This is a genomic window from Photorhabdus sp. S10-54, from assembly GCF_963878145.1.
GTDB classification, from domain to species: Bacteria; Pseudomonadota; Gammaproteobacteria; order Enterobacterales; family Enterobacteriaceae; genus Photorhabdus; species Photorhabdus kayaii.
Window position 1 is genome coordinate 1 of record NZ_CAWNXG010000070.1, and the last position, 12,123, is coordinate 12,123.

Here is a 12,123-nt window from a genome sequence, read left to right on the forward strand (position 1 = left end):
ATTCAATGGTATAACGAAAAGGTCGGCTTAAGGCTTCCTGCCCGCTAAAGGCCACCACATCCAGCGGTGCGGTATTTTTCCACACGGTCAGTGTGTAGCGGCTGTGATCAAAGATGATCGCCGGGGTGGCGTTGTTCATGACGGGCTCTCCGTTTGCTCTGTTTCAGTGAATGTCAGGGTGATATCGCCGGTTTCATCGGCACCCAATACCACCCCAGCTGGTTTAGGGTGATGGGCCAGACGTTCCAGCAGCGCCTGTGATAACACCGGCAAAATTTGCTGGTTGAGCAGACTGTCGATATTACGGGCGCCGCTGTCCGGCAGCAGGCAGGCGCTGACCAGTGTGTCACAGAGGGCGTTTTCCACCTGACAGGTCAGGCCATAATGGGTATGGAGTCGCCGGGTCACCTGCCCCAGTTTGATGTCCACAATACGTCTGAGTGCCTCAGCCGGTAACGGGCGGTAAATCACCGTTTGAAAGCGGGCCAGCAGGGCGGGCTGGAAGTGATCCCGCAGCACAGGATGTAACAGCTCATGCAGCGCGGCATTCGGGGCGTCAGGTTGTTGCGCCAGTAGCGCCATCAATTGATCACTGCCCAGATTCGACGTCATCAATATCACGGTCTGACGAAAGTCGATCTCACGCCCTTCACCATCACGCATAAAACCGCGATCAAATACCTGGTAGAACAGGTTAAGCACGTCCCGGTGAGCTTTTTCCACTTCATCCAACAGCACCACGCTGTAAGGACGTTGACGGACCGCCTCGGTTAATACCCCGCCGTGCCCATAACCCACATAACCCGGTGGAGCCCCTTTCAACTGGGAAACCGTATGCGGCTCCTGGTATTCCGACAAATTGAGGGTGATCAGTGAACGTACCCCGCCAAACAGGCTATCCGCTAATGCCCGTGCGGTTTCAGTTTTGCCTACCCCGCTCGGCCCAACCAGCAGGAAAACCCCCAGTGGACCGTGTTCCGGCGTCAGACCGGTTTTGGCCGCCCGTAAACGTTGGGCGATTTCCCACAGCGCCGTCTCCTGACCTATCACCCGTTCGCCCAAATGCTGTTCCAAATGCAGCAGGCCGGTTTGTTCGTCTTTCAATAAGCTGCTTAACGGGATGCCCGTCCAGTCGGCCACCACGGTGGCGACCATGCGAACATCAACATGCAGTGAGAGCAGCGGTTCAGCTCCTTGTAACGCCGCCAGCGCCGCCAAATCCGCCTTCAGTTCCGGCGTTTGAGGTGAATGTTGACGCTGCGCGAGAATGCGCTCAGCCAGCGCCTTTTCTCGTTGATATTGTTCAGTAAGTTGAGCCGTCTGATCCGCCACCACTGCCCACCGGGCCGCGATGGCGTCCAGACGGGTAACCTCTTCACCTGGCAACACATTTTGATCGGCTTCAATCGCCTGCCGTTCCATCGCCAGCGAATCGCGCTCGGTTTTTAACTGTGTCAGCGATGCCGGTGAAGTCTCTAAGCTCATGCGCACCCGGGCACTGGCGGTGTCCAGCAGATCCACCGCTTTATCCGGGAGCTGACGCCCAGCCAGGTAACGACGGGAGAGTGTCACCGCCGCCTGTACCGCACTATCAAGAATATGGACACCGTGGTGGCGGGCATAACGCGCTTTCAGCCCGCGCAACATCAGGCAAGCGGTTTCATCATCCGGCTCGTCAACGTTAATCCGCTGGAAACGGCGCTCCAGCGCAGTATCCTGTTCAAAATAGCGTTTGTACTCCGACCAAGTGGTCGCCGCGATAGTCCGCAATTCCCCCCGCGCCAACGCGGGTTTCAGTAAGTTAGCGGCGTCTGCGCCGCCCGCCTGATTACCGGCGCCAATCAAGGTGTGGGCTTCATCAATAAACAGTAAGATGGGGGTGGTCGATTGCCGGACAGCTTCAATCACGTTTTTCAGCCGTTGCTCAAATTCGCCTTTCACCCCTGCGCCCGCCTGCAACAGGCCCAGATCCAGCGCCCGCACACTGACCGTTTTCAAGCTGGCCGGGACATCGCCTTCGGCAATCCGTAGCGCCAGTCCTTCCACCAACGCGGTTTTCCCCACTCCCGGCTCTCCCACCAGGATCGGGTTGTTTTTACTCCGACGCGATAAAATGTCGATCATCTGGCGAATTTCATTATCACGGCCAAAGACCGGATCAATGCCGCCTTCGGCGGCGCGGGCAGTGATATCCAGCGTGAATTTATCCAACACGTTTTGCAAAGCCGATGATAACGCGTGAGGATTGGGCATGGGGTTATCTGCGGCGGTCTCCGCCAGGTCAACAGCCGATCCTGCCCCAGTCAAACGCGCCGTAACCTGCTTCTCCGGGCACTCGTCTGAGTGGTGATCCAACAACGGGCGCAAGCGTTGCAGTTGCGTCACATTCAAACAGGGTAACGGCCACGCATCACTCACCCACTCCCCGGCGAGCTGACCGCTCAGACCCTGTAAAAGGTGCACGGAACGAATCGATTCATTGCCCGCTTCCTGCGTCGCCGCCGCCCAGGCTATCTGTAATAGCTCACACAGAGGAGCCGATAATCGGGGACGTCGATGAATACGGTGGGGCAGGCCATTAATTCGCGTCAACAGCGACTGCCACAACGCATTCATATCCCACGCATAATGCCGGGCAATCACCGTGATATCACCCTCACCGCCTTCAAGCAGTTTGAGTAACCAGTGTTCTACGGTGATCTCCGCATGAGCCCGTGTCTGGCATAAAGTGGCCGCTGCCGCCAGTGCCTGCGCACAATAGGGATTTAATCGGCGAAGTAAAATAGCTGACTGATTTTCCATGACAATTTGCCTCCATCCTGTTCCTCTGTTGTGACACCGGATACGCTACCGCCCATAGCCGTATACCGAGGCCCATAAGGTCATGATGCTTCATTATTTCGGGTGTTTTTGTCCCAGGTGGGGCCAACGGCCCCACCCGCCTATAAACGATAAAAAATAAAAAAACAGCGGACGTTACGCCGTCGAACGTTCACTCCAGGAATCGGAGTGAATGACGTTGCCGTCTTTGTAAGTCCAGGTGATTTTTTCGTAGCGGAACTCAACGCGTTCCAGATGGTTGTGCTTCTCTTTGGCCGGATCTTTGATGTCATGCATCAGCGGCGCCACTTTCACCACCTTCACGTTATCCAGTTTGGTGTTGAAATATTCTTTCTCCTGACCGGCATCATCAATTTTGTACCACTTGATTTCCGCCGATTTCAGGGTCTGACCGCTGGTGACCGCCTTATACAAATACGGGGTCGAGGCATCAACCTCTTTGGTGAACACTAGCGGCGCGTGCACGCGGGTCCCGGTCAGCTTGCCGGTATTGTTGTCGGTCGGGATATACAAATCATGTTCTAACGCCACAATTTCAATACTGCCTTCCCGGTCCTGAACATCCACAGACCCTTTGATGTCGGCACCGCCGTCATCTTTCAACCACAAATAAGCGGGGATCGCCATAAATTTACTCCTGTTGTTGTGTCAATGATGTCGCCGGTATCGGCGACGTTGTTGCTGAAACGCCCGGCACCGACTGCGGTCGCGGACAGGCGACTGCGTTCGGTATCAGACGGATTTCAACTCTGCGATTAGCGGCACGCCCTGCCGCGGTGGTATTCGTCGCGATCGGTCGTGTCGCCCCGTCGCCTTGTACGGCGAAGCAGGCAGGCGACAGCCCGCCAGTCTGTAATAGCCAGTCACGGACGGCTTCGGCCCGCGCCAGTGACAGTGCCTGGTTTTTCGCGGCATTACCGGTCGCATCGGTATAGCCGGTGATTAAAATCATCCGGCCCGGTTTAGCGCGGATAGTGATCAACGCATTGATTAATACCGGGGTCGAGCCGGGTTTCAGTGTCGCCTGTCCCACATCAAACAGGGCCAGGCTATTCAGGCTGATCGTCTGCGGTAACGCGGTCGTCACCGGTTTTTTTTCCTGATGTTCAGGGGGGTAACCGGCCATCGCCGCCTGTAACGGCAGACGTAATCGCTCCCCCTGATACAGCCCCAGTCCCAGACGCCACGGCACCCCGTGACGGTAATACTCTTCAAGACGACCGGCATCGGCCCGTAATACCGCCACCGCCTGCGCTTTGCCGCGCTCATCCGTCATGGCGATAGCCTGATAGTGCTGCCAGTCATCGTCCACCTGACGCAGCCATTGCCGGTTATGCCAGGCCGAACAGCCCAGCGCGGTCGTCCCTGCCAGCATAAACAGCCCCAACGCCACCCTCAGCGCCCGCGGCCCAACGGTCTGCCATGATCTCACGGGGAACAGAGGCAATACCGGGTCGGGGAAAGGCAATACCGGCATCCCGGTATCCGGTGAGCTTACCGGGTCACCGGCGCGGTTGAGCGCCGTTTTGGTTTGCAACCACTGTTGCCAGAGATGACCGGTTAACCGCTGCGGTAATACCGAGACAAAGGTCAGCGCCATCGCCTGAGGCGGACAAGGCGGCAGGTCGTATTCGGGGGCCAGGCAAGCGGGTAATACGCATGCCTGCATCCAGTCAGCCCAGCCGGTCAGTTCAACCCCACACTGAAAACGGGCGGCCTGTTCCGCCACGCTGCCCTCGCCCAACCAATCCGCCAGCGGTTGACCTGAGACGCCTTTGCGCCAGACCGTGACGGTGTTCTGACCTGCCTGCCACGCAAACCACGGTGAATCAGGACGTTGGAACTCCCCGGCTAAGTAACCGGTCAGCACTAAAGGTAACGGGATACCCTGGCGACGACGCACCTGAGAAAGCTGCCAGCGCAGTTCCCGTATCCAACCCGCTAGGGCCACCTCATCCCGGTACTGTTGCGGGTTGATAACGGCCATCACGCTCAATTGGCCGCCCCAGGCGGGCCGGGCAGCCAGCAGGCTTGCCACCCCATCAGACAATGCGGTCCCTGATGGTAAACATAACCAGTAGCCCTGCGGCGTCTGACGCCACCGTTCATCACCAAACAGGCTGTCCTGGACGTGACCGCAAACCAGCACCACTGGGCGACGATCACGATCCGGCGGCAGCCCTGCCGACTGGTGGTCAAGGTGTTCCCGTCGCCGGGATCGCTCGGTATAAAACAGTCCGACCGGCGTGAAGAGCAGGACAGTAGCGCCACTAGCCCATCGACCCGCCGGCGATAAGGGGAGCCAGACCAGACAGAGCAACAGCCCTAACCCGGCTGCCCATCCCCATAGCGCCCGTCGCAACATCACACTCATTGCGCCCACCCCGGCAGCAGCGTGATCAGATACTGCCCCAACCCCCACCAGACACCGGTCAGCACGATTATCGTCATGATTAGCGGACCGCCAATGGAACGCAGCCAGGCACAGGACGGTAAGGCCCCGACCAGCACAGGCGAAGGCTGAAAACTGTCGAAAGGTAAGAGGTGTTGGCTTAAGCGGGTTATCAGTTGTTCACGTATCAATGACGTGTCCTCCCGGTAATCCCCCTGGAATCCCAGCAGCAACACCCGGTGAAAACAGGTCAGGACCGTCTGATCGGGTGCCGGTTCATCCAGCACCGTCCGTATCCGCTCATATAACCGGTTGCCCGCTTCGGCGGTACCAAAGAAATGGGCCTGCAACGAGGTGGCGCGCCAGGCCGCATAGCCCTCGTCCGGTGCCCGTTTTAAGACGGTTTCATCCAACAGCGCACACAAAGCATAACGGATGTGTTCCCTTGCGGCGTCCCTGACACCGGCAGCAGACAGCGCCTCCTGCGTCTGTTCTATCTCGTCGATACAGTGTTGCCAGACCACGCTCCCCTGATCCACCCGCACGCCCCGGCACAGTTCTATCACCAGCAGATAGCTGTTCTGCAACAGGGCATCAATATCCGGTGGCGATGTTTTAGTGAGTAAGTGTGATCGATTCATGTCCTCAGCACCGCAAACAGTTCAAGCTGAATATCGCCCAGGATATCGGGCACATAGAAAACACAAGTTCCCGCCGCCAGCATGGCTTTCGCGGACGGATGGGTCAGGTCAAGGGCAAAATACTGGTTCTCCAGCCGCAGGGGGACCGCCGCCGGCACATGATGCATTGCCACCAGCGGGATCCCGGTCAGCGCCCGGTTAATCATCTGGTTAACCTCATCTGGTGCCCCGGCTTTACACAACAGCGGGAACCGGGTCTGCCACTGATGCGCTGGGACGGAAGAACGGACGGAAAGATAAAAATCCGCCGCTTCACGCAAACGGGTATCATGGAGTGTCCCTGTCCATTGCTGTGCCGATTTTGTCAGTTCAATCGCCACCATCCGCGATGGCAGGCTGATTTCCAGTAACTCACTGAGCCTGTCGAACAGCGGCGGTAACACCGCCGTCAGGTTATCGTGCTGATAGCCGGGGATCCCCCCGGCATCATGGGCGAGCGAAAAGGTCAGCAGACTGCCCGCCAGCCTGATCGCTTCACGGTAAAACACCTCCGGGTGCACCGCCCCGTGCGCCTGAAAATCACGCAGTACCGGTTCATAGCTGTTCAGCGCATTCAGTAACCAGAACAGCGACACGTCCGCGACGGCAAAATCCGCCATCCGTTCGTTACTTTCACGGCGCATCCCCATCAACCGGGCCTGTTTGGCCCGCAACTGCGTCAGCAACCGATCGAGCCGGTCCATCAGCCCCGCATGTGCGCTCAGCCGCAGTAACGGCGGCACGAACTGTTCATCAAAGGCCCAGTTTCCCCGGGCGTCACGCACCAGACGGGCAACGGGACAGGTGAGATACGGGCCATTTTCCATCCCGTCAAAACGCAGCGACACGGCATAACGGGCCACCGCCATCGATTCACGGCGGTCGCTGAACTCATCCTGTACCGGCACCCACGCTTGCCGGTAACGCACCGGGCGGTCCGCCTGTTCATCCGGTTTCAGGCAATTACCGCCATTGGCATCCCTGTGTGGCAAGGCCAGCAAGACGGTGACCTGTTGCGTCTCTGCCGACAGCACCGTCGCCAGTTCCAGCACCGGGGGCAGATCATCTGCCCGATCGGTGTCAATCAGCGATCCGTCAGCAAAGCGCACACACAGGTGATCGGCTTTCAACTGCCCCAAGGCCAGGGTGTCTTTATCAAACACCGCGGTCAGCACCCCCCAGGGATGTCTCAGCCCCAGGCGGGCAACACATTCATGGGTATACGCCTCCCAGCGGGCCTGTTGCTGAAACTGTTGGGGCGACAAGAGGGCGCCTGTCACCCAGAGCGGACGATCAATTTTCATGTGGTTACCCCTTGGCTTTCGGCATCTGAGCAACCAGCGACAGATTGACGTCCAGTCCTTCCACCTGAAAATGGGGCACTGCGTACAACCGGACCCGGAAGAAACCGGGGTTGTCGTCAATATCTTCAACTATGACACGCGCTTCGCGCAACGGGTAAGAGGCCTGCACATCGTCAGAAGGATCGGTCATTTCGGTCACCAGGGTGTTGATCCAGTTGTTCAACTCAATTTCGAGCAGACGCCTGTCCTTGGTGGTGCCGATGTTCTCCCGCTGGATGAGCTTCAAATAGTGGGCAATGCGTGACAGCAGAAAGATATAGGGCAGACGCGCATTGATACGGCTGTTGGCCGTGGCTTCATGCGTGTCGTACAACGCCGGTTTTTGCGCGGAGTTGGCCGAAAAGAAGCAGGCATAGTCGCGGTTTTTGTAGTACGAGAGCGGCATAAAACCCAGATTGGCAAATTCAAACTCGCGGGTTTCCGGGATCATCACTTCTGACGGAATTTTGACCTGATTACCGGTCCCCAGATCGTAGAGATGGATCGGTAAATCCGTGACGGCACCCCCCGCCTTCGGCCCGCGGATCTGCACACACCAGCCATTGCTGACAAAGCTCCTGACCAGGTTGGCGGCAAACGCAAACGCGGCGCTGGTCCACAAATATTTATTGTGATCCGGCCCGGTGACCGCTTCGACATAGTTAAACGTGCGGACCGGCACGGTATCCGGGCCGTAGGGCAGACGCCCCAACACACGCGGCATCGTCAGGCCGATATAGCGGGCATCGTCACTGTCGCGGAACGCCTGCCACTTGATGTATTCAGCGCGGTCAAAGTAGCTGCCGATGTCTTTAATCGCCGCCACGTCTTCCATGGTTTTTTTACCAAAAAAAGCCGGTCCGACCGCGCCGATGAAAGGCATATGCGCCGCGGCTGATACTTTGGCGATATTACGTAATAAGGCAATATCCTGCGGGCCGGCATCAAATTCGTAATTGGCAATCACCGCGCCGACAGGTTCGCCGCCCGGTGTGTCGTATTCCTGAATGTAAGTGTGGTGATAGAAACCACTTTGGATAATTTCCGGCGCGTCATCAAAATCCTGCCGTAAATCTTCCTTGGTCACATCCAAGACTTCGATTCTGACGTTTTGACGAAAATCCGTCCGGTCAACCAAAAATTTCAGGCCGCGCCAGGCAGATTCGATTCGCTGGAATTCTGGATGATGCATCACCACATCCAACTGACGGCTGATTTGGCTGTCCAATTCACCGATATGGTGGTCCAACAAGGTTTTGTCCAGCCGTTCGACTTTTTGTGCTGAAGCTTTCAGCAGATTGAGAAAAACACTGACGGCGGCGGTCACCCGCTCATCCGCCGTGACATCAGCCAGCGCGTCACTATGTTGAAAAAATTCAATGTCGCTCAGCTGTTCGACCGGCTGTAAGTGGATTTTTTCAAACAATGACTGATAAACACTGCCTTCAGCGTAGGTTGTGGTGGCCGCCGCCGCGGCTTGTTCTTGTCCCGTCATTCATTTCTCCTGACTAAAATACCGTTATCATCAGATAGCTTTTGGCGCTAATGCCGCCAGTTCAGTACGCAGTTCATCACTGAGGGCCGCGTCTTTGAGAATGCGCTCAAATTCACGGCGAAACGTGCTGTTGTCCAATAAATTGGATTTCAAATCGCGCAGTAAATTACGCATCGAAAGCAGCGCCCGCAGTTGGGGAATTTGGCGGGCCACGTGCTCAGGATCGAAATCCTTTATTTGCCGGAAAGTGAGGGCGATATTTTCTTCGCCGCCATTTTCAGTCAGGGTATTTTTCACCGTTAGATTAACGGCGGGGCTGAATTCAGCCATCACGCTGTCAAAATTGTTTTTATTAATAGACACTTTTTCTCTTTCCGAGAGCGGACGCTGTTCCCGTCCATGACTGTAATCGCCCATCACCAATAATTTCAGCGGCAACTCCACTTTTTTTTGCGCGCCACCGGTATGCAAATCCAATTTAATATTTACCCGCGCTTTGGGGATTTCGTTTTGAAAACTCTGGGCCATCATCGGCTCCTCAGTAATAAAAAAGAACGCCGGGCATGAGGGGCATGCCCGATAAATTTCAGGAACGAAAAACGGATTCAGCTATTTCAGAGCAGGCAGTTAACCGGGCAGTAAATAAGAGAAAACCGACAAGATCCGCCGCAATAAATAAAGCTATTTATCGGGTAGATCATTTCCTAACCAGTTCGATTCTCTAAACAGTTTTATCTGAAATCAAGACATTTTTTATCCTACCGCACTTTTTGCACAAGATAAATTGGTCATAAAAACCCCTCTATAACCTAAAAAGAAGACAATATATAAACCTAACCTAAACAACATGGCATTTTCTTGCAAAAAATATGGTATTTATTTTCATAAAGTGATAGCGACTTATCTGTTTTGTTATCATTAGGGTTATTCAGCACAATATAGGACGGTGATATCTTTTTAAATTTATACTATTTTTCAATTAACTAAGTCATAAATAAACCGTGCTTTATTGGATGGGTAAAAAAGAGAATGGTTATCAGTCAGATTATGCGAATGAGAATAAATTTAATTAAGCAGCGTCATATTGATGATATTATGGGATAACTCGCTTATTCATTATAGCTTTTATAGGATAATGCGGATGGAAATGAGGAAGTCCTATCCTATGCGATAGTCAGGGATATTTTTTTTGGCTATTTTTGATGGCATGAAAGTTATTGAAGGGGGTGTTCCTGAAATAGGGAGCCGAAGTACGGGGAAAATACGATTATTGATGATGGATACGATGATTTATTTTCTGGTATTCCGTCTTCACATTCATGTCCCGGAGACGCGAGGCTATTTAAGTCAACGACAGGTGTTATAAAACACCGCTGAATGCCTATAATCAAAATGAAATTCACCGAAAGTTGGATACACAATCATAATAACGTTCTCGTGTTTTCCTATCTGGAAATCATTTTGCTGTGTTAAGCTCAACTTTCCTGAGCGCATCCGAACAGAGCGGGCGCACTTATGTCCAGTTAATGGGTATTTACACTAAGCACGGGGTTTATAACACCCGTCTCACATACTCTCGTCCTCGGCTACAGTTGTACTTATCCGTCGTACAAAATGACTTATGTCCGAGTAGTCGCTGCGTGTTTACTTGATGCTCTCTGTCTAGCCGTTCAGATAAAGACCTTTGTTCATGAAATGAGGGGGGGATTACCTTCCCAACAGTCAAGAGAGTAAGCAATATCTCGGGCATGCGCAAACGAAACAATCAGTGACCAGGGATTAAAACGGGGGAGACGAGAAAGTGCGCCGACCATCCTGGCGGGCTTATCACTGTTGTTAAACACGTTACAATTGTTGTCGGAATACTCGGCAGAGGAACTGACCCGGCTAGCCGCCAGTGTGCTGGATCAGTTCGGCGATGTGTAGATACCTATGTCTACAGGGTGAGGGGGATTCATCTTATTACCAGCACTGTCAATAATCCGAGGAGCCTCATAGGCCCCTTTTTTATTTAGAAATCACCACTTCATTCCATGTTTGTAAGGCTTTCGACAAATGCCCGTGTTTTTTCTTAAAGGACTCATCACTTAAAATAGTTTTGAAAGGTGCGTTAAGGTCAGTGCAACTGATGCTACAGCCAACCGCCTTCAACGTGTCCTGGAGCGCATTGCCATCCAGACCCATCTTGTCTACCGTCTCTCCGCTAACCAAAGCCTGAACAACATTGGTAAAGCCAGTTGAGTCTGCGCCACTTGCGTTGCAGCTTTGCTCCACAGCCTCTTTGTAGTAAACCGTGTATTTTGCCATTATGGGAGACATTGTGTTCAATGCCAAAATATATGCCCCAACTTCATTGTCATTTGGACTATCAGCACTACTTACCAGCGGGGCAAGCATAAGCATGGAAAAAATTAACACTCTTTTCATTTTCACTTCTGTTTATACAGGAGAACATAAAAAAGTGTGGGGCATTTATGTGGCAAAGCAGCTAAAGAAGCCACTTTAACGTATAAGTATTCATGGGCCAATAATGTAACAGTCCGGTTGAGTTGCCCATTTTACCGCTAAATAACTCAGGTGCCCCACACTTTTTTATGCTCTCACGGTTACTGTCATTTGCTTATCCTCATTGATAAGGTTCTGGAAATTCTCTTGCAAAGAGAGACCCGCTGGAAGCGGGCTACACTTTCGCGTTGAGTTACCTTTAAACTCATATCTAGACCATTACAGTTTAGCTTTCGCTTTTTCCAGCCTCCTTTACCTGCATAACTATCGGCTGACCTCACGATCAGCTTTCCCGAAGGGAGCCATACAGGCTTACCATATTCCGTATATCCCGTGTGTCAGGTTAGGATCCTATTTGCAACAGTGCCTAATGAAATCTACTCTTGGAATTATATGTATAATATATTTAAATTAATAGAAAAAATAACCACCGGATTGCAATGATTTATTAAAAATATAATTAATAATTAAAACTTTATACAATATAAAATATTAGCATATTAAATATTATTACAGGAGGTTCGATAAAATAGTCCGTTTCATCTAAAACCTATAAACATAATTACCTATTATGTGTTAAAAGTGATAACCTTATATCGAGGGTTTCACAATTTAATCATTGTAGGTGAAGTTATGAATGATAAAAGTATGAGTTTCTCTGTAAACAAAGATCTGGATGTTCATTCAAAAAGCTTTGATGCTTTCATATCATATATGGAAAACAGCAACGATTTTTGGCTTATATACCTGTGCTCATTGAAACTGCTTGATTTTCGCCCAAATGAGGTTCAGGGTATCCGTCATGAAAATATTCATTACCGATGAACAAAAAGCCGAACTTGAACACCTCCATCACACCTGCCGTGA

Annotated in this window: 10 protein-coding genes and 2 pseudogenes; 3 read left to right on the forward strand and 9 right to left on the reverse strand. The window is 52.7% G+C overall.

Annotation, left to right across the window (positions count from 1 at the left end; all coding sequences use genetic code 11):
* Nucleotides 1-135 precede the first annotated feature (135 nt).
* The 3 genes from tssH to AACQ83_RS22275 all read right to left on the reverse strand — a co-directional run bounded on the left by tssH (nucleotide 136) and on the right by AACQ83_RS22275 (nucleotide 4,891).
* Entirely contained in the window at nucleotides 136-2,802 is a 2,667-nt protein-coding gene (gene tssH, locus AACQ83_RS22265; protein WP_112879656.1) for a type VI secretion system ATPase TssH, read from the reverse strand.
* A 174-nt stretch (nucleotides 2,803-2,976) separates the two neighbouring features.
* Complete coding sequence (locus tag AACQ83_RS22270; protein ID WP_112879657.1) at nucleotides 2,977-3,468, reverse strand: Hcp family type VI secretion system effector; 492 nt, start codon at nucleotides 3,466-3,468, stop codon at nucleotides 2,977-2,979.
* A 4-nt stretch (nucleotides 3,469-3,472) separates the two neighbouring features.
* A complete protein-coding gene (locus AACQ83_RS22275; protein ID WP_240000898.1) occupies nucleotides 3,473-4,891 on the reverse strand; it encodes an OmpA family protein in 1,419 nt (472 codons plus the stop codon).
* Between the two features lie 11 nt (nucleotides 4,892-4,902).
* On the opposite strand from AACQ83_RS22275, the gene AACQ83_RS22280 reads away from it, so the two are divergent.
* Nucleotides 4,903-5,091 (forward strand): hypothetical protein, encoded by a 189-nt coding sequence (locus AACQ83_RS22280; RefSeq protein ID WP_240000899.1) that lies wholly within the window; start codon nucleotides 4,903-4,905, stop codon nucleotides 5,089-5,091.
* A 120-nt stretch (nucleotides 5,092-5,211) separates the two neighbouring features.
* Here AACQ83_RS22280 and tssL read toward each other — a convergent pair whose 3' ends face one another.
* Genes tssL through tssB form a run of 4 tightly spaced genes read right to left on the reverse strand, consistent with a single transcriptional unit; the run spans nucleotide 5,212 to nucleotide 9,282 of the window.
* On the reverse strand, nucleotides 5,212-5,874 hold the full coding sequence (gene tssL, locus AACQ83_RS22285; protein WP_112879659.1) for a type VI secretion system protein TssL, short form: 663 nt from the start codon (nucleotides 5,872-5,874) through the stop codon (nucleotides 5,212-5,214).
* The gene (tssK, locus tag AACQ83_RS22290) at nucleotides 5,871-7,217 is read right to left on the reverse strand and encodes a type VI secretion system baseplate subunit TssK (protein WP_112879660.1); all 1,347 of its coding nucleotides are present in this window, start codon (nucleotides 7,215-7,217) and stop codon (nucleotides 5,871-5,873) included. The genes tssL and tssK overlap by 4 nt, the downstream gene beginning before the upstream one ends.
* A gap of 4 nt (nucleotides 7,218-7,221) precedes the next feature.
* Complete coding sequence (gene tssC, locus AACQ83_RS22295) at nucleotides 7,222-8,751, reverse strand: type VI secretion system contractile sheath large subunit (protein WP_112879661.1); 1,530 nt, start codon at nucleotides 8,749-8,751, stop codon at nucleotides 7,222-7,224.
* Nucleotides 8,752-8,781: 30 nt separating this feature from the next.
* A complete protein-coding gene (gene tssB, locus AACQ83_RS22300; RefSeq protein ID WP_112879662.1) occupies nucleotides 8,782-9,282 on the reverse strand; it encodes a type VI secretion system contractile sheath small subunit in 501 nt (166 codons plus the stop codon).
* Between the two features lie 658 nt (nucleotides 9,283-9,940).
* Here tssB and AACQ83_RS22305 point away from each other — a divergent pair.
* Nucleotides 9,941-10,117 carry a hypothetical protein gene (locus tag AACQ83_RS22305; RefSeq protein ID WP_158537812.1) on the forward strand — a complete coding sequence of 59 codons (177 nt, stop codon included), beginning with the start codon at nucleotides 9,941-9,943 and terminating at the stop codon, nucleotides 10,115-10,117.
* Nucleotides 10,118-10,303: 186 nt separating this feature from the next.
* Here AACQ83_RS22305 and AACQ83_RS22310 read toward each other — a convergent pair.
* A pseudogene (locus AACQ83_RS22310) lies at nucleotides 10,304-10,456 on the reverse strand (integrase); the annotation flags it as partial.
* 302 nt (nucleotides 10,457-10,758) lie between these two features.
* Nucleotides 10,759-11,178, reverse strand: coding sequence for a hypothetical protein (locus AACQ83_RS22315; protein ID WP_113048487.1), 420 nt, complete (start codon nucleotides 11,176-11,178; stop codon nucleotides 10,759-10,761).
* 711 nt (nucleotides 11,179-11,889) lie between these two features.
* On the opposite strand from AACQ83_RS22315, the pseudogene AACQ83_RS22320 reads away from it, so the two are divergent.
* Nucleotides 11,890-12,000: pseudogene (locus tag AACQ83_RS22320) on the forward strand (helix-turn-helix transcriptional regulator); the annotation flags it as partial.
* Nucleotides 12,001-12,123: the final 123 nt, after the last annotated feature.

Bases quoted from the DNA above. Each gene is read 5' to 3' on its own strand.
- tssH (WP_112879656.1), bottom strand. From the start codon at position 2,802: ATGGAAAATCAGTCAGCTATTTTACTTCGCCGATTAAATCCCTATTGT.
- AACQ83_RS22270 (WP_112879657.1), bottom strand. From the start codon at position 3,468: ATGGCGATCCCCGCTTATTTGTGGTTGAAAGATGACGGCGGTGCCGAC.
- AACQ83_RS22280 (WP_240000899.1), top strand. From the start codon at position 4,903: ATGGTAAACATAACCAGTAGCCCTGCGGCGTCTGACGCCACCGTTCAT.
- tssL (WP_112879659.1), bottom strand. From the start codon at position 5,874: ATGAATCGATCACACTTACTCACTAAAACATCGCCACCGGATATTGAT.
- tssK (WP_112879660.1), bottom strand. From the start codon at position 7,217: ATGAAAATTGATCGTCCGCTCTGGGTGACAGGCGCCCTCTTGTCGCCC.
- tssC (WP_112879661.1), bottom strand. From the start codon at position 8,751: ATGACGGGACAAGAACAAGCCGCGGCGGCGGCCACCACAACCTACGCT.
- tssB (WP_112879662.1), bottom strand. From the start codon at position 9,282: ATGATGGCCCAGAGTTTTCAAAACGAAATCCCCAAAGCGCGGGTAAAT.
- AACQ83_RS22315 (WP_113048487.1), bottom strand. From the start codon at position 11,178: ATGAAAAGAGTGTTAATTTTTTCCATGCTTATGCTTGCCCCGCTGGTA.